This is a genomic window from Frondihabitans australicus (genome assembly GCF_003634555.1).
Lineage (GTDB): Bacteria > Actinomycetota > Actinomycetes > Actinomycetales > Microbacteriaceae > Frondihabitans > Frondihabitans australicus.
Genome location: NZ_RBKS01000001.1, coordinates 1,429,434 through 1,449,138 on the forward strand (window position 1 = coordinate 1,429,434; position 19,705 = coordinate 1,449,138).

Below are 19,705 nucleotides of genomic sequence, written 5' to 3' on the forward strand. Positions count from 1 at the left end.
GTTCGGGTTCGGGTGAGACGGGTGATCGTGCGGGGCTGCTCCGGCGGGAGGCATTTCGGGTGCTCCTGCCGGCGGGTGGTGCTGCCTTGCCGGTCGTTCTGCCCCCTCTACGAGTGGGCACACAGTGAAGTTAGCCCCCCTGAGACGGGGGGCACATGCCCCCATTTCGGGGGACCTCTTACCCCCGTGACAGCCGGATCACAGGGGGTGAGTGATACCCCCGAACGGGTGAGACGACACCTCGGCGAGGACAGGGGGACAGGACGCGTTCACCGGGGGTTCAACGGACGAACGTTCCGGTTCGATCGGCACCCCGGCGAGTCGCCCGGAACCATGCGGATCGCGGGGCACCCGACGCCGTCACGACCACGAGATTTTCTCGACAGTTGTCGGAATGGGGGACGCCGACGAGGCCCATTTTGTCCTCACGAATGACCTCATTATTTGTACCCCGATGACCCCGAACGGGCTAAACGGGTGATATCTGCACCGCGTGCCCCGTGGGACGAAATGTAACGCCGGTGAAACGCAGGAGACCCCCGCGGGGTGGTTCGCGGGGGTCTCGGGGTGAAGCGACGGGGGCCTGTCGGCGCCCGGGCCTACTTCTTGGGCGGCGCGGCGAGCGCGACGAACGACGCCCGCGGGTCGGTCATGTTCTCGAGCGTGGTCTCGTCGCGGCCCGAGACGAAGTTCGTCACCCAGCCGGTCAGGATCCGCCACTTGCGCGTGTAGGTCGGCATCGCGAGCAGGTGGTAGCCCCGGTGCGCGAGCCAGGCGAGCAGGTTCTTGAGGTGCACGCCCTGGATGAGCGCCGCGCCCTTGCCGATGCCGTAGCTGGCGACGGTGCCCACCGACTCGTGGCGGTACTCGGCCAGCGGCTCGCCCGCCATGGAGGCGAGGATGTTGTCGGCGACGGTCACGGCCTGACGGACGGCGTTCTGCGCGTTCGGCGGGTAGTAGGCCGGCTGCTTCGCCGCGGTGAGGTCGGGCACCTGAGCGTTGTCGCCGAGGGCCCAGACGCCGTCGATGCGCTTGCCCTCGTCGGTGATGACCTCGAGCTTCGCGTTCGCGTTGACGTGGCCCTTGGGGCCGCGGGGGAGGTCGGTCGCGTCGAGGGCCGGATTCGGCTTCACGCCGGCCGTCCATACGATCGTGCCGGCCGGGATCGTCTCGCCGTCGCTGAGCACGCAGTCGCCGTTCTCGCACGACGGCATGGTGGTCTTGAGGCGGATGTCGATGCCGCGGGCGCGGAGGGCGCCGAGGGTCCACTTGGACAGCTCGGGGCCGACCTCGGGGGCGACGCGGTCGAGGGCCTCGACCAGGACGAACCGGAGCTCGTGGCGCGACAGGACCGGGTACTGGTCGACCGCGGCGTTGGCCGCGTCGAGCAGCTCGCCCATCGCCTCGACGCCGGTGTAGCCGCCGCCGACGAAGACGACGGTGAGGAGCTTCGCGCGCTCCGCCGGGTCGAGCGTGTTGGCGGCCTTCTCGATGTTGCCGAGGACGCGAGCGCGCACGTAGGCGGCCTCCTCGACGCTCTTGAAGCCGACGGCGTTCTCGGCCAGGCCGGGGGTCGGGAAGGTGCGGGTGACCGCGCCGAGGGCCACCACGAGGTGGTCGTAGCCGACCTCGGTGGTCTTGCCGTCGGCCAGGTCGACCGCGACCGTCTTCTTGGCGGTGTCGATGCCGGTCATGGCGCCCTGGATGAACTTGGAGCGGCGCAGCGTCTTGCGCAGCGGAACCGTCACGTCCTTCGGGTCGATGTGCCCGCCGACGACCTCGGGGAGGAACGGCTGGTACGTCATGTACGGGCTCGGGTCGATCACCGTGATGCTGGCGCTCTGCGGAGGCCTCTTCTTCTGCAGAGCGAGCGCCGTGTGCAGGCCCGCCGAACCACCACCCAGAATAACGATTCGCGTTGTCATGACATCGACGCTACTCCAGGATCATCAGGTGCACCGAGGTTCTACTCGACACCGTCGCTCTCGGTGTAGGCGCCCTCGAACCCTGCCCTGTCGGCCTCGGTCTCGCCGGGCTTGATGTCGTCGGCCGGGATCTCCGAGTCGGTGAACGCGCCGTCGTAGTCGACGCCGTCCTCCTTCGTGCTCGTGAACGAGCCGGAGGCGGCGTGCGCACCGCCGTTCAGCGGGGTGTCGTCGGCCGCGGAGGTCTGCTCCTCGCCGGCCTGGGCCTCCTTGGCCTCGTCGTCGGCGTGGCTGGTGTCGTCGCTCACGGTGGGCTCCCATCGACTCTCCGGCGGCTCCGTCGCCGCCCGGGTGCTCTCACTATGCACCCGGGACGGCTCATCGGATCAGAATCCTTCGGGAGTGCGCGTCACGTACCCGCTCTCGAGGCGGTCGAGCTCCTCGTCGGTGAGCCAGAGGTCGACGCTGGCCACGGCGTCCTCGAGGTGGTGCGGCTTGGTGGCGCCGACGATGGGGCTGGTGACCGCCTCCTGCTGACGGACCCAGGCGAGCGCGACCTGCGCGCGCGAGACGCCGCGCTCCTCGGCGACCGACTTCACGGCGTCGATGACCTGACGGTCGGCGTCCTCCTGCTGCCGATACAGCGTCTTGCCGAAGGCGTCGGTCTCGGAGCGGTCGGTCGTCTCGTCCAGGTCGCGCGTCAGGCGGCCGCGGGCGAGCGGCGACCACGGGAGCACGCCGACGCCCTGGTCGAGGCAGAACGGCAGCATCTCGCGCTCCTCCTCGCGCTGGATCAGCGAGTACTGGTCCTGCATCGAGACGAAGCGGGTCCAGCCGCCGAGGTCGGCCGTGTACTGCATCTTGGCGAACTGCCAGGCGTACATCGACGAGGCGCCGATGTAGCGCACCTTGCCGGCCTTGACGACGTCGTGGAGGGCCTCCATGGTCTCCTCGACGGGCACGTTCGGGTCGAAGCGGTGGATCTGGTAGAGGTCGATGTAGTCGGTGCCGAGGCGACGGAGGCTGTTGTCGACCTCCGTCATGACGGCGAGGCGCGAGAGGCCCGCGCCGTTCGGCCCGGGGCGCATCCTGCCGTTCAGCTTGGTCGCGATGACGACCTCGTCGCGCTTCGCGAAGTCGTTCAGGGCGCGCCCGGTGATCTCCTCGCTCGAGCCGTTGCTGTACACGTTCGCGGTGTCGAAGGTGGTGATGCCGAGTTCGAGGGCCCGCTGGATGAACGGGCGGCTCTCGTCTTCGGGCAGCGCCCACGGGTGGCCGCCTCTCGTGGCGTCGCCGTAGCTCATCATGCCGAGCGTGACCGCCGACACCTCCAGTCCGGAAGCACCCAGACGCACGTATTCCATTGGTGACCCTTTCGGTCGTTGGGGGGAACACGTCCGTCCTACACCCGGCAGGCGGCGAGGGAGCGCAGCGACCGATGCCCGGCGCACGGCGAGCGCAGCGATGCCGGGGCGAGGGAGCGCAGCGACCAATGCCCCACGCCGACGCACGGCGAGCGCAGCGAGCCCGTGCACAGCGAGCGACGAGCGCAGCGATGTCGCGAGCGCGCCGCGAGAGCGGCCAGACCAGCACGACGAAAAAATGGCCCGCGCCCAGAACCGAAGGTTCTGGATAGGCACGAGCCATTTCTTTCGTGTCCGAGGGGGGACTTGAACCCCCACGCCCTATACGGGCACTAGCACCTCAAGCTAGCGCGTCTGCCATTTCCGCCACCCGGACGAGTGTTGTTGCTGGTGTTGCTCCGGCGTTTCCGCCTGGAAGACATTAGCACGGTTCGGCACCTGCCTCTGACACAGCCGACGACCGGTACCGTGGGCAGTATGACCGTTCTCGACGAGACCGCACGGATCGCGCAGGATCTGATCCGTTTCGACACCACCAATTACGGCGGCGGCAGGTCGAACGGCGAGACGGAAGCGGCGGAGTACGTCGCAGCGAGGCTCGAGTCGATGGGCCTCGAGCCTCTGATGTTCGAGTCGGAGCCGGGGCGCCACAGCGTGCTGGCGCGGGTCGAGGGCCGTGACCCCGAGAAGGCGGGGCTCGTGGTGCACGGGCATCTGGACGTCGTGCCTGCCGATCCTGCGAACTGGTCGGTGGACCCGTTCGGCGGCGAGGTGAAGGACGGCATGCTGTGGGGTCGCGGTGCCGTCGACATGAAGAACATGGACGCCATGATGCTCACGAGCGTCGGCGAGCTGCTGGAGTCGGGGGAGCGGCCGGCGCGCAATCTGCTGCTGGGGTTCCTGGCCGATGAGGAGGCCGGCGGTGTGCTGGGCTCACACTGGCTGGTGAAGAACCACCCGGAGCTGTTCGACGGCTTCGGCGAGGCCATCAGCGAGGTCGGCGGCTATTCGACGTACATCGACGGCAAGCGGGCGTACCTGCTGCAGACGGGCGAGAAGGCTCTCATCTGGATCAAGCTGATCGCGCGGGGCACAGCGGGTCACGGGTCGCAGATGATCAAGGACAACGCGGTGACGAAGCTCGCCGAGGCCGTCGCCGTACTGGGGCGGCAGGAGTGGCCGGTGTCGCTCACGCAGACGACGACGGGGCTGCTGCGCGCGGTGGCGCGGATCCTCGACGTCGACCCGGAGCGCACGAGCCCCGACGAGCTGGTGCTGCGGACGGGCACGGCCTCGGGCTTCATCCGTGGCAGCCTGCGCGTGACGACGAACCCGACGCTGCTCGAGGCCGGCTACAAGCACAACGTAGTGCCCGACACGGCGTCGGCTCTCATCGACATCCGCTGCATGCCGGGCGAGGAGCAGTCGGTGCTCGACCAGGTCCGCGAGCTGATCGGCGACGAGATGGAGATCGTCACGATGCACACCGACATCGGACTCGAGACCGAGTTCGGCGGTCCGCTGGTCGAGCAGATCGTGGCGACGCTCGACGAGCACGACCCGGGTGCGCCGGTGCTGCCGTACATGCTCTCGGGCGGCACCGACAACAAGGCGCTGAGCCTCCTCGGCATCAAGGGCTACGGTTTCGCGCCGCTCAGGCTGCCGGAGGAGATGGACTTCCCGGCGATGTTCCACGGCGTCGACGAGCGGGTGCCGCTGGACGCACTAACCTTTGGCAGTCGCGTGCTCCGCGATCTCCTCCGCACCTACTGAGAGGCCTCCGCCCCCGTGGAACACTTTCTCCAGGCGCTCCTCCTCGGCCTCGTGCAGGGCCTCACCGAGTTCCTGCCGATCTCGTCGAGCGCGCACATCCGTCTCGTCGCCCTGTTCTTCCCGCACGCCGCGGGCAAGGAGTTCGACCCGGGCGCCGCCTTCACCGCCATCATCCAGCTCGGCACCGAGACGGCCGTCCTCATCTACTTCTGGAAGGACGTCTCGCGCATCGTGTCGCGCTGGTTCCTGGCGCTGTTCGGCCGCCACGACCGCAGCGACCCCGACGTGCGCATGGGCTGGCTGGTGATCATCGGCACGTTCCCGATCATCATCGTGGGCGTCCTCACTCAAGACCTGATCGCGACCGACTTCCGTTCGCTCTGGCTGCTGGCCACCGTGTTCGTGGTGTTCGGCGTGATCCTCGCCATCACCGACATGTACGGCAAGAAGGTGCTCCGCTTCGAGGAGATGCGGTGGTCGCACGGCATCGGCATCGGCATCGCGCAGGTCCTCGCGCTGATCCCCGGCGTCTCCCGCTCGGGCGCCACCACGTCGGCGGGCCTCGCACTCGGCTACACGCGGCCGGCCGCGGCTCGCTACTCGTTCCTCCTCGCGATCCCGGCGGTCTTCGGCTCGGGCCTGTTCGAGGCCTACCAGGCGATCCACTCGCACGCGCACAACCCGTACAACGTCGTCGACACCGCCGCGGCGACGATCGTCGCGTTCGTCGTCGGCTTCGTCGTGATCGCCTTCTTCATGAACTACATCTCGAAGCGCTCGTTCATGCCCTTCGTCGTCTACCGCATCGTGCTCGGCATCGTCCTGTTCGTCCTCCTGGGCGTCGGGGTGATCGGCTGATGAGGCCCTGGTCGGCTCCGTCTCTTCCCTCCCTTCCGGGCGCAGGATCCGTGCCGCTCCTCTACGACACCGCGACCGCCTCGCTCCGACCGACCGACGTGAGTGCGGGTGCACGCCTCTACGTCTGCGGCATCACCCCCTACGACGCGACGCACCTCGGCCACGCGTCGACGTACCTCGCGTTCGACACGCTCAACCGGGTGTGGCGCGACGCCGGCGTCGCCGTGTCGTACGCGCAGAACACGACGGACGTCGACGACCCGCTCCTCGAGCGCGCGATCGCGACGGGCGTCGACTGGCGTGAGCTGGCGGCGTCGCAGACCGACCTGTTCCGCAGCGACATGGAGCACCTGCGCGTGATCCCGCCCGACCACTACGTCGCCGTCACCGACGTCGTCGAGCGGATCGGCTCCGCCGTGGCCGCGCTCATCGACGCAGGCTTCGGCTACAGGGTCGACACCCCCGAGTCGGCCGCGGGCGACGACGTCTACTTCGACGTGGCGCGCGCCGCCGACAGCACGTCGTGGCACCTCGGCATCGAGAGCCGACTCGACGCCGCGACGATGCTGCACTTCTTCGCCGAGCGCGGGGGAGACCCCGATCGCGTCGGCAAGCGGAACGAGCTCGACCCGCTGCTGTGGCGCTCCGCCCGCGACACTGAGCCCTCGTGGCCGTCCGCCGTCGGCGAGGGCCGGCCCGGCTGGCACATCGAGTGCTCGGTCATCGCGCAGGACGCCCTCGGGCTGCCTCTGTCGGTGCAGGGCGGCGGCTCCGACCTGGTGTTCCCGCACCACGAGATGAGCGCCGGGCACGCCACGGCCCTCACCGGCTCGACGTTCGCGGGGCACTTCGCTCACGCGGGCATGGTCGCCTACCAGGGCGAGAAGATGTCGAAGTCGCTCGGCAACCTCGTGAAGGTGTCGGAGCTCGTGGCGGAGCAGGTCGACCCCCGGGCGATCCGTCTCGCGCTCCTGCAGCATCACTACCGCTCCGACTGGGAGTGGTTCGACGACGACGTCTACGCGGCGATCGCGCGGCTGACGCACTGGACCGAGTGGGCGGCGCGTGCCGAGCCCGGTGCCTCCGAGACCTCGCTTCTGCAGGAGCTGCGCGAGGCCCTCGCCGACGACCTCGACACCCCGCGTGCCGTGTCGCTCGTGGAGCGCGCCGTCCGCTCGGGGTCTGCCCCCACCGCCGTCGACGTCGCCGCCGTCGACGCCCTCCTCGGCATCCGCCTCGCCTGACTCGCCTCGCCTCCCGCCATGGCCGACTTCGACGAGCTGATCCGAGAGGCGGCGGCCAGACCCGGCGGCGGATGGGACTTCTCGTGGATGGAGGGCCGGGCCTCAGGATCCGCGCCCTCGTGGTCGTACGAGTCGATGGCGCGAGACCTCGTCCGCTCGTCGGCCCGACTGCTCGACGTCGATACGGGCGGCGGTGAGTTCCTGGCCGGGCTGGCGCCACTGCCCGACGGGAGCCGCGCCACCGAGGGCTGGGCACCCAATGTCCCGATCGCGGCGTCGCGCCTCGCCCCGCTCGGAGTCGCGGTGGTGGCGAGTGCGGACGGGCTCCTGCCGTTCGACGACGCCTCGTTCGACCTCGTCCTCAACCGTCACGGCCGGCTCGACGCCGGTGAGACGGCGCGTGCCCTGCACTCCGGCGGTCGACTGCTGACGCAGCAGGTCGGAAGCGACGATTCGGAGGAGCTCAACGCGGCGCTCGGAGCCGAACGCGGTCACGAGGCCGGGAGCTGGACCCTCGAGCGGGCCGTCGCGCAAGTGGAGTCCAGCGGCCTCCACATCGAGGAGGCGCGCGAGGAGTGGCCGCCGCTCACCTTCTTCGACATCGGGGCCGTCGTGCTCCAGCTCCGGGCCGTGGCCTGGCAGATCCCCGACTTCACGGTCGATCGCTATGAGGAGCCGCTCCTCGCTTTGCACGCTCGGATCGAGCGCGATGGCTCATTCACGGTGCGCTCGCACCGCTTCCTCGTCCTCGCCTCCCGCCCGTGAAGCGCGTCGTCGTCGTCGGCTCCGGTGGCTCGTCCGACCGCCTCGTCACCCTCCACAGTCGCCGGGCCGCCGCCCGTTACCTCGCCACCATCGCCGCCTCTCGATCCGCGTCCTGACTCGCCGGACGCCGAAACACCCCCGACCCGACGGATCAGGTCGCCCCACGACCAAAATGTGTCGGGTCGAGGGTGTCTCGACACCCGCCACGCGTCACATGACCTCGAAGTCGCCGGACTCGACCACGAACCACGGATAGTACCCGTCAGGCGTCGGATCCCCGGAGTCGAAGATGAACACCCCCACGTCCAGGATGTCGACGAGCGCGCCGGTCGACCCGCGGGGTGCGCCTTCGCCGACGAACGCGTCGCTGACGAGCCGGACCGGGCTGCGGTAGATGTGGGGCGCCCGGGCGCCGGGCGCACAGATCTCGAGGCCGGCGTAGGTGATGTCTCGGCGGCGAGTCGCAAGCTCCTGCAATGCCCGGATCTCTGCGTCGACCGCCCCGGGGGTCAGGTCGCGCGGCGGGAACTCGACACCGACGACATGGCCTCCGCACCCCGGCACGACGAAGTCGAGCCACGGCGTGAAGCCGCGCCGCGCCAGACGCGCGGCCCAGCGTGCAGCGCCCTTCTCGGTCGTCGCGCTGAAGAAATGCACGACCGCCTGCTCGCCCGCCGCCGACACCGCCCCCACCTGCTTCACGTTGACGATGCTGTCACGCCGCCCGGCCGACGGCCAGCGGCGCACCCGCGGCACCGTAGGCTGGTCGGATGCTCGGACCGCTCGACCCGCTGCCGCACACGCCCCGCCGGATCGCGGTGGCCGGGGTGTCGGGGGCGGGCAAGTCGACGCTCGCGAGACGGCTGTCGCGGATCCTGCAGCTGCCGTACACCGAGATGGACGCCCTCTTCCACGGGCCCGACTGGGTGCCCCGCGAGGCGTTCGCCGCCGACGTCGACGCGTTCACCCGCGGCGACCGCTGGGTGACCGAGTTGTCGTACACGTCACAGCAGTCGTTCATCACCGAACGCGCCGACACGGTCGTGTGGCTCGACCTGCCCTACAGCACGGTCTTCCGCCGCGTGGCGACCCGCACGGTGAAGCGCCGCATGACCCGGCAGGAGCTGTGGAACGGCAACCGCGAAGGGCCGCTGCGCCACTTCTTCACCGACTCGGGCCACGTCGTGCGCTGGTCGATCAGCACGCGCCACAAGCTCGACGACCTGGGGGAGCGGCTGGCGCGGGAGAACCCGGCGCTGCAGGTGGTCTGGCTCACGTCACCGCGCGAGGTGGAGCAGTTCGTCGTCGCTGCGGCGCAGCATCGCGGCGAGCGCTGAGCAAGACGGCGGAGCGCTGAGCGATAGCCGCTACTGCGCCGGCGGCCGCCACGGGTCGTCGCCCGACTTGCCGTCGCGGCGCCGCAGGTACCGCTCGAACTCCTGCGCGATCGCCTCGCCCGACGCCTCGGGGGAGTCGACGGTGTCGCGCGCCTGCTCGAGCTGCTCGATGTACCCGGCCATGTCCTCGTCGTCGGCGGCGAGCGCGTCGATGCCGGCCTCCCAGGCCGCGGCCTCTTCGACGAGGTCGCCGCGGGGGATGTCGACGCCGGTGAGCTCTTCGACCTTCTCGAGGATCGCGAGCGACGCCTTCGGCGACGGCGCGTTGTGCACGTAGTGCGGCACGGACGCCCAGATCGACAGGGTGGGCACGCCGGCCTCCTCGAGCGCCTGCCCGAGCACCGACAGGATGCCGACCGGGCCCTCGTAGGTGGAGCGCTCGACGTCGAGCTCGTTCCGCACGTCGGTGTTCTCGCTGCCGACGTAGATGGAGATGGGCCGGGTGTGCGGCACGTCGGCCAGCATCGCGCCGAGGAAGACGACGCCGGTGACGTCGTGGACGTCGGCGAGGTCGACGATCTCGGCCGCGAACGACCGCCACGAGCGAGACGGCTCGGCCCCGAGCAGCACGAGCAGACCGCCGTCGGAGGCGCCGTCGCTCGTGACGACCTCGCCCGAGACGTCGGCGACCGGCGTCGCGACCGGGGGAGCCCCGTGCAGCAGGATCCGAGGCCACACCAGAATGGAGTTGCCCTCGTCGTCGTGAGCCGCCTGCGGCCGATTGAACTGGAAGTCGATGTACGCCTCGCCGTCGAGCTCCGCGAGGGTCGTCATGTCGAAGGCGTCGACGAGAGCGCGTGCGACGTTGCTCGCCGCCTCACCCGCGTCGTTCCAGCCCTCGAAGGCGACGACGAGGAGGCGCCCGTCGGCGAATCGCGACGTACCGGTCAAGATGCTCCCTCACTGCGCAGGACCAGGGGTCGCCCGCGCTGACCCTCCACGATAGACCGGTAGACTCGCTCGTCGTGACCGAAACCACTCCGGCCCTCGATGCCTCGTCGCGCGCGGCCCGGCCCCTGCCCGAGGCCGTGCTGTGGGACATGGACGGCACCCTCGTCGACACCGAGCCCTACTGGCAGGAGTCTCAGGTGCGTCTCGTCGCCGAGCACGGCGGCACGTGGAGCCGCGAGGACGGCGACTCCCTCATTGGCTCGGGCCTCTGGCACTCCGCCAAGGTGCTCCAGGACCACGGCGTGGCCCTCGACGGTCAGGCGATCATCGACTACATGACCGACGACGTGCTGCGCGACATCCGCTCGCACCTGCCGTGGCGGCCCGGGGCCCGCGAGCTCCTGCGCGAACTGCGCGACGCCGGGGTGAAGACCGCGCTGGTCACGATGTCGTTCCGCCGCATGGCCGAGGAGATCGCCGACGCGATCGAGTTCGACGCGTTCGACCTCGTCGTCGCCGGCGACATGGTCGAGCACGCCAAGCCGCACCCCGAGGCCTACCTCGTCGCGGCCGAGCGCCTCGGCGTCGACATCACCCGCTGCGTCGCCATCGAGGACTCACCGACGGGCGCCGCCGCCGCGGTCGCCTCGGGCGCCGTGACGATCGCCGTCGAGCACCACGCCCCGCTTCCGGCCGACGGCGGGTTCCTCCGCCGCGACACGCTCACCGGGGTCACCCTGGACGACCTGCGCGAGATCCTCGAATCGGGCCGCGAGCTCGCCGCCCTTCCGGAGGGCGAGGAGTGAGCGACGCCACGGCACAGGCGCCGGGCACGCCGTCCGGCTACCGCCGCCAGAGCGGGCCCTTCCTCTACGGCGACAAGGTCCAGCTGACCGGCCCCAAGGGCCGCATGCACACGATCACGCTGACGCCGGGCGGCGAGTTCCACACGCACCGCGGCATCATCCGCCACGACGACGTCGTCGACAAGCCCGACGGCTCGGTGCTCATCGCGTCGACGGGCGACGAATACCTGGCGCTCCGCCCCCTCCTGGCCGACTTCGTCATGTCGATGCCGCGCGGCGCCGCGATCGTCTACCCGAAAGACGCGGCGATGATCGTCACGTTCGCCGACATCTTCCCGGGGGCGACCGTCGTCGAGGCGGGCGTGGGGTCGGGCGCCCTGTCGCTCTCGCTGCTGCGCGCCATCGGGCCCGACGGGCGCCTGGCGTCGTTCGAGCGCCGCGAGGAGTTCGCCGACGTCGCCCGCGGCAACGTCACGAGCTTCCTCGGTGCAGACCCGGAGAACTGGACGGTCACGGTCGGCGACCTGGTCGACGAGCTGCCGGGCGTCGTGCCCGACGGCGAGGCCGACCGCGTCGTGCTCGACATGCTCGCCCCGTGGGAGTGCGTCGAGGCCACCGCGAACGCCCTCCGCCCCGGCGGCCTGGTCGTCTGCTACATCGCGACCGTCACGCAGCTCTCCCGCACCGCCGAGGCGTTCCGCGCGACCGGCCTGTTCACCGAGCCCGACTCGTCCGAGACGATGGTGCGCGGCTGGCACGTCGAGGGCCTAGCCGTGCGCCCCGACCACCGCATGATCGCCCACACGGGCTTCCTCATGACCGCCCGGCGCCTCGCGCCAGGGGCCGTCCTGCCCGAGTTGAAGCGCCGCGCCTCGAAGTCTGACTTCACCGACGAAGACGTCGAGCTGTGGACCCCGGGTGCCCTCGGCGAGCGCAGCGCGACCGCGAAGAAGCTGCGGAAGACCGCCAGGCAGGCGCAGGATGCAGCGGCGAAGGCCGTGCGCGGAGACCTCCGGTTCGCAGGCGCTCCCGATCCTGCGACCGAAGCAGCCCTCGAAACAAGCACAGACACCGACGACCCCACCACCGGACAGGACTGACACGTGCCCTCTTTCAAGCTCACCAAGGCCATCGCCACGGCGGCCGCGATCGGGGCCCTGGTCTCGCTCTCGCTGGCCGGCTGCACCTCGTCGTCGACCACGAGCGCCGGCTGCACCGGCATGTCGTCGGGCAGCGCCTCCGACTCGGTGAAGGTGTCGGGCTCGGTCGGGAAGGCGCCGACGGTGAAGTTCTCGTCGAAGTCGGTCGCGACGAAGACGTCGCAGAAGACGACGGTCGTCACGGGCAAGGGCGCGGTCGTGAAGAAGAACGACGTGGTCGTGTTCGGGGTGAGCCTCTATGACGGCAAGACCGAGAAGAAGGCGGTCTCGTACACGAAGTCGTACCTGGTCACGCAGAAGTCGACCCAGCTCGCCGCGCTGATCAACGGCCTCGAGTGCTCGCGCGTGGGCGATCGCATCGTCATCGCGGGCAGCGCGAAGGACTCCACGAACGGCAAGGGCATCTCGTCGTACAACATCGGCGCGAAGGACTCGGTCGTCTTCGTCGCCGACGTGCTGAAGGCGTTCCCCGCTCGGGCCACCGGCACGAAGGAGAAGCCGGTCGCCGGCCAGCCGACCGTGAAGCTCGGCTCGGACGGCACCCCGACGATCACGATCCCGAAGGGCACGAAGGCGCCGTCGTCGACCGTGGCGACGACCCTGATCAAGGGCTCAGGAGCGAAGGTGAAGTCGGGCGACACGGTGATGGTGCAGTACACCGGCGCCCTGTTCTCGAATGGCAAGGTGTTCGACTCGTCGTGGTCGCGCAAGCAGCCGACCGCCCTCGCGATCGCCGACGGCCAGGTCATCTCGGGCTGGGTGAAGGGTCTCGTCGGCAAGCCGCTCGGCAGCCAGGTGCTGCTCGTGATCCCGGCGAAGGACGGCTACGGCTCGACCGCGCAGTCGTCGATCCCGGCCAACTCGACACTCGTCTTCGTCGTCGACCTGCTCGGCAAGGTCAGCTGATCGCGGCGCCGGCCGGGGCTCGCCCCGTGTCCGGCGCCCGAAGGTCGAACCAGTAGGCTGGTCGGGCTCGCCGGCCACCAGAGAAAGAGGATTCGTGCGCAAGCTCCCCGCGCTGATCGTTGTCACCGCCGCCCTCCTCGGGTCGCTGACCGCCTGCTCCACGGCGTCCGCTCCCGGCTCGGCCGGGTGCACGACCCCGGCGTCGGGCGACGCGTCGAGCGTCGTCTCGGTCTCTGGGCAGTTCGGCTCGAAGCCGACGAAGGCGAACATCCCGACGCCGATCAACACCTCGCACACCGAGGTGTCGACGCTGATCCAGGGCCACGGGCAGACGCTCACCGACGGCACCCCGGTCTTCATCAAGTACACCGTCTACTCCGGCACCACCGGCAAGGTCGTCTCGTCGTCGTCGTACGGCAAGCCCACCACGCCGATCACGGTCGGCGAGAAGAACGGCGGCCCGATCGTCGACGGCCTCCAGTGCGCCCAGGTCGGCTCGCGCCTCGCCATCGCGGTGAAGGCCTCCGACCTCACCAGCACGGCCAAGTCCAACGGCAAGTCGGGCCCGGCGTATGTCGCGATCGTCGACGTCGTGAAGGCGTTCCTGCCGAAGGCGAACGGCGCCCTCCAGCCCGGCGTGAACAACATGCCGGCCGTGGTCACCGCCGCGAACGGCGCCCCCGGCATCAGCGTGCCCGACGTCGCGGCGCCGACCTCCGAGAAGGTCCAGCTGGTCCGCAAGGGCTCCGGCCACACGCTGACCAAGAGCGACACCGCCATCGCGCAGTTCACCGCGGTCGACTGGTCGCAGACCTCGAAGGTCGAAGGCTCGACGTGGACCGACGGCGACGCCGCCACGACGGTCGCCCTGAACTCCAGCCAGATCCCCGCCGTGATCCGCAAGGCGCTCATCGGGCAGTCGGTCGGCTCGCAGGTCATGGTCGTGGTGCCCTCCGGCACGAGCGGCTCGGGCAACTACATCTACGTGTTCGACGTGCTGGGCTCGTTCTGACCCACGTCGACACCGAAGCACCCCGCCGGAGGCGGCGGTCGGCCCTGACGCCGACCGCCGCCTCCGGCCGTTAGGATCGACATCGTGCCTGCCGCTCGCGTCCCGCGCATCCCCGTCGAAGAGAGGCTTTTCAGCCTCGTCCTCGCCCTGCTCGCGACCGACACCGGCCTCACTAAGACCGAGATCCTCTCGACGGTCCAGGGCTACCGCCAGCGCTGGTCGACCGGCGACAACGCCGCCCTCGAGCGGCAGTTCGAGCGCGACAAGGACGACATCCGCGAGCTCGGCGTCCCGCTCGAAACCCTCGAAGAGCCGGGGTCGTCCGGCAACAACCAGAACCTCCGCTACCGGATCCCGCGCGGCGCCTACGAGCTGCCCGACGACATCGCCTTCTCGTCCGAAGAGACCGCGCTCCTCACTCTCGCGGCCATGGTCTGGCGCGAGGGCACGCTCTCGGGCGAGTCCCGCCGAGCGCTCCTCAAGCTCCGCAGCCTCGGCGGCGCCACCCCGGTGCCCGAGCTGGCCTACGCGCCCAGGATCCGATCGCGCGACGCGGCCTTCGAACCCCTCCGCACAGCGCTCGACCGTTCCGCCGTCGTCACGTTCGACTACCTGAAGCCCGGCGAGGCCTCCGCCCGCGCGCGCAGGGTCGTCCCGTACGCCCTCGTGCAGTTCCAGGGGCGGTGGATGTGCCCCGCGATCGACCCGGAGACGGGCGGACGTCGCGTGTTCCTGCTCTCCCGGATCGTCTCGCCGGTGACCATCACGAGCCACTCGTGGCTGACGCCCGACGACGCCACGGCCGAACGAGCCCTCGCCGACCTCGAGGCCCTTTGGGAGTCTCAGACGGCGACGGTCGACGTCGAGGCGAACTCCGACGCCGAGACCCGGCTCACGAAGAGGCGCGGCACGACCCGGGCCGCCGACGGATCCCTCGTGATCCACTGGTCCGACCGCTACCTCCTGGCCGACGAGCTGGCCTCGTACGGGCCGGAGGTGCGAGTGACCGGCCCCGACGAGCTCACGGGCCTCGTCCGCGAGCGCCTCGCCGCGCTCGTCGCCGACCACTCCGACCCGCAGAACGACGACGCGTCGTCGTTCGTCATCGACCGAGTCGAGGAGGACCCCCGTGCCTGACCGCACTCCGGCGCCGGGCGCCCAGGACAAGCTGGCGTTCCTCCTGTCGCTCGTTCCCTACCTGATGGACCGCGGTCGAGTCTCGGTCGACGAGGCCGCCGCGCACTTCGGCGTCCCCGTGAAGCAGATCAAGCAGGCCGTCGAGCTCATCGCCGTCTCGGGGATCCCAGGCGAGACCTCCCAGTACCAGCACGGCGACCTCTTCGACATCGCCTGGGACGACTTCGAGCAGAACGACGTGATCCAGCTCACCAACATGGTGGCGATCGACGACTCGCCGCGGTTCTCGGCGCGCGAGGCAGCGGCCCTGATCGCCGGGCTGCAGTACCTCTCGTCGCTGCCCGAGAACGCCGACCGGCAGGCGATCGCGTCGCTCTCGTCGAAGCTGTCCCGCGGGGCGTCGGCGGCGCCGAGCCAGGTGGCCGTCGAGAACTCCGAGACGAACCAGATGCTGGCGCTCGTGGGTCGCGCCGTCGACGAGGGCGTGCAGATCGAGTTCGACTACTCGGGCGTGCGCGGTCAGTCGGAGCATCGCCGAGTCGACCCGCTGCGCGTCGAGTCGGTGGACGCCGACTGGTACCTCCGTGGCTACGACCACCTGCGGGAGGCGATCCGCACGTTCCGGCTCGATCGCATCTCGGCTCCTGCGGTCAGCGACCAGCCCATCACCTACCGTAAGGGCGACCTGCCGCTGCCCGAGACGCTGTTCGAGGGCTCGCCCGACGACGTCGTCGTGACGGTCGAGATCGACGCCGAGGCGTCGTCGCTGCTGGCCGACTACGCCCCCGACGAGATCGAGGACGTCGGGGAGGGCCGGTGCCGCCTGCACCTGCGCGTCAATCAGTTCGGCTCGCTCGCGCGCCTTGTCGCGGGGCTGCCCGGCCGCGCCGTGGTCACCGACCCGCCGTCGGCCCGTCTCGCCGTCGCCGACTGGGCCCAGCGCGCCGCCGAACGCTACCTGTGATCCCGTTCGGAGGGTGCCGAACTCGCGCCTCTCGCGAGTTACACTGAAACCTCCCACCCGAGCAAGGAAGCGGTGAGCCGTGGCCACGACCGATCTCGGCGGCGCCAAGGGCACCGCCGGCAAGCAGAAGCGCGCGCCGAAAGACCGCGAGGGGCGGATGTCGCTCGGCGGCCACTTCCTCGAGCTGCGCCGCCGCCTGTTCATCGCGGCCCTCGCGATCCTGCTCGCCAGCGTCGCCGGCTGGTTCCTCTCCGACTACGTGCTCGACGCCCTCCGCGCCCCGGTGCTCGCCATCGCCGGCAGCGACCGCCGCGCGAGCCTCAACTTCTCCAACATCACCGGCGCCTTCGACCTGAAGCTGCAGATCACGATCACCGTCGGCGTCGTCATCGCCTGCCCCGTGTGGCTGTACCAGATCTGGGCCTTCATCGTCCCGGCGCTCATGCGCAAAGAGAAGATGTACGCGCTCGGCTTCACGCTGACCGCGATCCCGCTGTTCCTCATCGGCTGCGCCGGCGGCTACTACGTGCTGCCGCACATCGTCGAGGTGATGACCTCGTTCGCCGCGAAGCAGGACTCCAGCATCATCGACGCGAAGACCTACTACAACTTCGTGCTGAAGCTGGTGCTCGCGGTCGGCGTCGCCTTCGTCCTGCCGGTGTTCCTCGTGCTCCTGAACTTCATCGGCCTGCTCTCGGCGGCCGCGATCATCAAGAGCTGGCGCATCGCGATCATCTGCATCTGCGTGTTCTCCGCCCTGGTGACGCCGTCGGCCGACGTCGTGTCGATGCTGATCCTGGCTGTGCCGATGGCGTTCCTCTACCTGGTGGCGTGCGGCATCGCCTGGCTGCACGACCGCCGGGCCGCGAAGCGCCTCGCCCTCTCCGATGCGGAACTCGACGCCGAACTCGCGGGAGAATAGCTGGGTGACTTCCAGCGAGCCCTCCGCGGCTGAACGGTTCGCCGCGTCCCGCAACCGGCAGAAGACCCCGGCCCTCCAGGCCTTCCGCGCGCGGCTGAGGTTCGGTCTCGACCCGTTCCAGATCGCCGCCTGCGAGGTCGTCGAGCAGGGCCGCAGCGTCCTGGTCGCGGCCCCGACGGGCGCCGGCAAGACCCTCGTCGCCGAGTTCGCGATCCACCTCGCGATGCAGGATCCCCGCGACAAGGTCTTCTACACAGCCCCGATGAAGGCGCTGAGCAACCAGAAGTTCCAAGAGCTCGTCGCCGAGTACGGCGCCAGCGAGGTGGGCCTGCTCACGGGCGACACCAACGTCAACAGCCGCGCCCGCATCGTCGTCATGACGACCGAGGTGCTCCGCAACATGCTCTACGCCGGCAGCGACCTGCTCGACGACCTGCGCTACGTGGTCCTCGACGAGGTGCACTTCCTCGGCGACCGGTTCCGCGGCGCCGTGTGGGAGGAGGTGATCATCCACCTCCCTCAGGACGTCCGGATGGTCTCCCTCTCGGCGACCGTGTCGAACGCCGAGGAGTTCGGCGACTGGCTCATGGCCGTGCGCGGCGAGACCGACGTCATCGTCTCCGAAGAGCGCCCCGTGCCGCTGCAGCAGCACGTGCTCGTCGGCAACAAGTACCTCGACCTCTTCGACTCCACCGGCAAGGCGGCCACGAACCGGGTCAACCCCGAGCTGGTCCGCGCGGCGTCGCTGTCGACGAGGGCAGGATCCCGATCGGGTCGCGCCGGCACCGGCTCGCACGGCTACCGCGGTCGCGGCGGCACCCGCGGCAAGGGCCCGTCGCGGCCGGTGCAGAGCGGCCCGCAGGCGTTCGGCCGCATGGACCGCTGGCGCGTCGTCGAGCTGCTCGACGGCAAGAACCTCCTGCCGGCGATCTTCTTCGTCTTCAGCCGCGCCGGCTGCGACCAGGCGGTCCGCCAGGTGCTCCGGTCGGGCATCCGCCTCACGAGCGCCGCAGACCGCGACGAGATCCGTCAGGTCGTCGACGACCACTGCCGCACGCTCCGCGACGAGGATCTCGCGGTCCTGGGCTACTACGAGTGGGTCGAGGGGCTGGAGCGCGGAGTCGCGGCGCACCATGCCGGGCTCCTGCCCGCCTTCAAAGAGGTGGTCGAAGAGCTGTTCCAGCGGAAGCTGCTCAAGGTCGTGTTCGCCACCGAGACCCTGGCGCTCGGCATCAACATGCCGGCACGGTCGGTCGTGCTCGAGAAGCTCGAGAAGTACAACGGCGAAGCGCGCGTGCCGATCACGCCGGGGGAGTACACCCAGCTCACCGGCCGCGCCGGCCGTCGCGGCATCGACGTCGAGGGCCACTCGGTGATCCAGTGGGCGCAGGGGCTCGACCCGCAGGCCGTCGCCGCCCTCGCCTCGCGCCGCACCTACCCGCTGAACTCCAGCTTCCGGCCGACCTACAACATGGCCGTCAACCTCATCGAGCAGTTCGGCCGGGCCCGGACGCGCGAGGTGCTCGAGACGTCGTTCGCGCAGTTCCAGGCCGACCGCGCCGTCGTCGACCTCGCCCGCAAGGCGCGCAGCCAGCAGCAGTCGCTCGACGGCTACGCGAAGTCGATGGAGTGCCACCTCGGCGACTTCGGCGAGTACTTCGAGATCCGGCAGCAGATCTCCGAGCTCGAGAAGCAGGGCGCCTCACGCGGCGAGGTCCAGAGCCGCTCCGAACGCGACCGTCGGCAGCAGCGCATCACCGCCCTTCGGCGTCAGATGCGCACCCACGTGTGCAACGAGTGCCCCGAGCGCGAGCAGCATGCCCGCTGGGCCGAGCGCTGGTACAAGCTCAAGAAGCAGCACGATCAGCTCTCGGCGCAGATCCGCGGCCGCACCGGCGCCGTCGCGAAGGTCTTCGACCGGGTGACCGACGTGCTGCTCGACCTCGGCTACCTCGTGCCCCGGGGGGCCGGCTCGACCGGCGAGACGCCCGTCCTGCACGACTCCTCGTCGGTGTCGCGCACGGCCGAGGTCCTCGTCGCCGCCCCCGGTCGCGCCCTGCGGCGCATCTACGGCGACCGAGACCTCCTCGTCGCCGAGTGCCTGCGCCGCGGCGCCTGGAACTCGCTCGACGTGCCGTCGATCGCCGCCATGGCCGCGACGCTCGTCTACGAGCCGCGACGCGACGAGGGAATGCTCGGCGACCGGTTCCTGCCCCGCGGCGAGTACCGCACCGCCCTCGACCGAACCCAGACGATCTGGTCCGAGCTCGACGACCTCGAGCAGGCGCACCGACTGCCCGGCACGTCGCAGCCGTCGCCCGGGCTCGCCCTGGCCATGTACAAGTGGGCCCGCGGAGCAGACCTCGACACGGTCCTCGACGACGCCGACCTCGCCGCCGGCGACTTCGTCCGCTGGACCAAGCAGACCATCGACCTCCTCGACCAGCTCTCGATCGTGGCCGACGCGCCGGTCGGGTCGAACGCCCGCCGGGCACTCGACGCGGTGCGGCGGGGGATCGTGGCGTACAGCGCGGTCTGAGCGGCCTCGGGCGGGCGGAGCCCCTGATCCTGCGCCCCAGGA

The 19,705-nt window shown here is 70.1% G+C and carries 18 protein-coding genes and 1 tRNA gene; 13 read left to right on the forward strand and 6 right to left on the reverse strand.

Annotation, left to right across the window (positions count from 1 at the left end; translation table 11 throughout):
* Positions 1 to 599: 599 nt before the first annotated feature.
* The 4 genes from C8E83_RS06610 to C8E83_RS06625 all read right to left on the reverse strand — a co-directional run bounded on the left by C8E83_RS06610 (position 600) and on the right by C8E83_RS06625 (position 3,665).
* Entirely contained in the window at positions 600 to 1,925 is a 1,326-nt protein-coding gene (locus C8E83_RS06610; protein ID WP_121368993.1) for an NAD(P)/FAD-dependent oxidoreductase, read from the reverse strand.
* 41 nt (positions 1,926 to 1,966) lie between these two features.
* Complete coding sequence (locus C8E83_RS06615) at positions 1,967 to 2,233, reverse strand: hypothetical protein (protein WP_121368994.1); 267 nt, start codon at positions 2,231 to 2,233, stop codon at positions 1,967 to 1,969.
* Positions 2,234 to 2,311: 78 nt separating this feature from the next.
* Positions 2,312 to 3,289, reverse strand: a complete 978-nt coding sequence (locus C8E83_RS06620; protein WP_121368995.1) for an aldo/keto reductase — start codon at positions 3,287 to 3,289, stop codon at positions 2,312 to 2,314.
* Between the two features lie 291 nt (positions 3,290 to 3,580).
* Positions 3,581 to 3,665 (reverse strand) — tRNA-Leu (locus C8E83_RS06625).
* 101 nt (positions 3,666 to 3,766) lie between these two features.
* Here C8E83_RS06625 and C8E83_RS06630 point away from each other — a divergent pair.
* From C8E83_RS06630 to C8E83_RS06645, 4 genes are read left to right on the forward strand one after another with little or no spacing between them, the layout of a single operon-like run.
* Positions 3,767 to 5,062, forward strand: coding sequence for a M20/M25/M40 family metallo-hydrolase (locus tag C8E83_RS06630; RefSeq protein WP_121368996.1), 1,296 nt, complete (start codon positions 3,767 to 3,769; stop codon positions 5,060 to 5,062).
* Between the two features lie 15 nt (positions 5,063 to 5,077).
* The gene (locus C8E83_RS06635) at positions 5,078 to 5,920 is read left to right on the forward strand and encodes an undecaprenyl-diphosphate phosphatase (RefSeq protein ID WP_121368997.1); all 843 of its coding nucleotides are present in this window, start codon (positions 5,078 to 5,080) and stop codon (positions 5,918 to 5,920) included.
* Positions 5,920 to 7,164 (forward strand): cysteine--1-D-myo-inosityl 2-amino-2-deoxy-alpha-D-glucopyranoside ligase, encoded by a 1,245-nt coding sequence (gene mshC, locus C8E83_RS06640; RefSeq protein WP_121368998.1) that lies wholly within the window; start codon positions 5,920 to 5,922, stop codon positions 7,162 to 7,164. Before C8E83_RS06635 ends, mshC begins: the two co-directional genes overlap by 1 nt.
* A gap of 18 nt (positions 7,165 to 7,182) precedes the next feature.
* Positions 7,183 to 7,929, forward strand: a complete 747-nt coding sequence (locus C8E83_RS06645) for a class I SAM-dependent methyltransferase (RefSeq protein ID WP_211331671.1) — start codon at positions 7,183 to 7,185, stop codon at positions 7,927 to 7,929.
* Positions 7,930 to 8,139: 210 nt separating this feature from the next.
* Here the strand turns inward: C8E83_RS06645 and C8E83_RS06650 are convergent, their stop codons facing one another.
* Positions 8,140 to 8,676, reverse strand: a complete 537-nt coding sequence (locus tag C8E83_RS06650) for a hypothetical protein (RefSeq protein ID WP_121368999.1) — start codon at positions 8,674 to 8,676, stop codon at positions 8,140 to 8,142.
* 23 nt (positions 8,677 to 8,699) lie between these two features.
* On the opposite strand from C8E83_RS06650, the gene C8E83_RS06655 reads away from it, so the two are divergent.
* Positions 8,700 to 9,266 carry a P-loop NTPase family protein gene (locus C8E83_RS06655; RefSeq protein WP_121369000.1) on the forward strand — a complete coding sequence of 189 codons (567 nt, stop codon included), beginning with the start codon at positions 8,700 to 8,702 and terminating at the stop codon, positions 9,264 to 9,266.
* Between the two features lie 30 nt (positions 9,267 to 9,296).
* Here the strand turns inward: C8E83_RS06655 and C8E83_RS06660 are convergent, their stop codons facing one another.
* Entirely contained in the window at positions 9,297 to 10,217 is a 921-nt protein-coding gene (locus C8E83_RS06660) for a proteasome assembly chaperone family protein (protein WP_121369001.1), read from the reverse strand.
* A gap of 74 nt (positions 10,218 to 10,291) precedes the next feature.
* On the opposite strand from C8E83_RS06660, the gene C8E83_RS06665 reads away from it, so the two are divergent.
* The 8 genes from C8E83_RS06665 to C8E83_RS06700 all read left to right on the forward strand — a co-directional run bounded on the left by C8E83_RS06665 (position 10,292) and on the right by C8E83_RS06700 (position 19,663).
* Complete coding sequence (locus C8E83_RS06665; protein WP_245981444.1) at positions 10,292 to 11,023, forward strand: HAD family hydrolase; 732 nt, start codon at positions 10,292 to 10,294, stop codon at positions 11,021 to 11,023.
* On the forward strand, positions 11,020 to 12,123 hold the full coding sequence (locus C8E83_RS06670; protein WP_245981447.1) for a tRNA (adenine-N1)-methyltransferase: 1,104 nt from the start codon (positions 11,020 to 11,022) through the stop codon (positions 12,121 to 12,123). Before C8E83_RS06665 ends, C8E83_RS06670 begins: the two co-directional genes overlap by 4 nt.
* Positions 12,124 to 12,126: 3 nt before the next feature.
* Positions 12,127 to 13,089, forward strand: coding sequence for an FKBP-type peptidyl-prolyl cis-trans isomerase (locus C8E83_RS06675; RefSeq protein WP_121369002.1), 963 nt, complete (start codon positions 12,127 to 12,129; stop codon positions 13,087 to 13,089).
* Between the two features lie 94 nt (positions 13,090 to 13,183).
* The gene (locus C8E83_RS06680; RefSeq protein ID WP_121369003.1) at positions 13,184 to 14,101 is read left to right on the forward strand and encodes an FKBP-type peptidyl-prolyl cis-trans isomerase; all 918 of its coding nucleotides are present in this window, start codon (positions 13,184 to 13,186) and stop codon (positions 14,099 to 14,101) included.
* 84 nt (positions 14,102 to 14,185) lie between these two features.
* Positions 14,186 to 15,238: a helix-turn-helix transcriptional regulator gene (locus C8E83_RS06685; RefSeq protein ID WP_342768908.1), complete on the forward strand. Its 1,053-nt coding sequence runs from the start codon at positions 14,186 to 14,188 to the stop codon at positions 15,236 to 15,238.
* Positions 15,231 to 16,202, forward strand: coding sequence for a helix-turn-helix transcriptional regulator (locus tag C8E83_RS06690; protein ID WP_281270800.1), 972 nt, complete (start codon positions 15,231 to 15,233; stop codon positions 16,200 to 16,202). The genes C8E83_RS06685 and C8E83_RS06690 overlap by 8 nt, the downstream gene beginning before the upstream one ends.
* Positions 16,203 to 16,359: 157 nt before the next feature.
* Positions 16,360 to 17,124: a twin-arginine translocase subunit TatC gene (tatC, locus tag C8E83_RS06695; protein WP_121371780.1), complete on the forward strand. Its 765-nt coding sequence runs from the start codon at positions 16,360 to 16,362 to the stop codon at positions 17,122 to 17,124.
* Entirely contained in the window at positions 17,090 to 19,663 is a 2,574-nt protein-coding gene (locus tag C8E83_RS06700; protein ID WP_121369005.1) for a DEAD/DEAH box helicase, read from the forward strand. Before tatC ends, C8E83_RS06700 begins: the two co-directional genes overlap by 35 nt.
* Positions 19,664 to 19,705 lie beyond the last annotated feature (42 nt).

Coding starts and splice junctions, on each gene's coding strand:
- mshC (WP_121368998.1), top strand. CDS start 5,920: ATGAGGCCCTGGTCGGCTCCGTCTCTTCCCTCCCTTCCGGGCGCAGGA.
- C8E83_RS06620 (WP_121368995.1), bottom strand. CDS start 3,289: ATGGAATACGTGCGTCTGGGTGCTTCCGGACTGGAGGTGTCGGCGGTC.
- C8E83_RS06655 (WP_121369000.1), top strand. CDS start 8,700: ATGCTCGGACCGCTCGACCCGCTGCCGCACACGCCCCGCCGGATCGCG.
- C8E83_RS06610 (WP_121368993.1), bottom strand. CDS start 1,925: ATGACAACGCGAATCGTTATTCTGGGTGGTGGTTCGGCGGGCCTGCAC.
- tatC (WP_121371780.1), top strand. CDS start 16,360: ATGTCGCTCGGCGGCCACTTCCTCGAGCTGCGCCGCCGCCTGTTCATC.
- C8E83_RS06630 (WP_121368996.1), top strand. CDS start 3,767: ATGACCGTTCTCGACGAGACCGCACGGATCGCGCAGGATCTGATCCGT.
- C8E83_RS06645 (WP_211331671.1), top strand. CDS start 7,183: ATGGCCGACTTCGACGAGCTGATCCGAGAGGCGGCGGCCAGACCCGGC.
- C8E83_RS06700 (WP_121369005.1), top strand. CDS start 17,090: ATGCGGAACTCGACGCCGAACTCGCGGGAGAATAGCTGGGTGACTTCC.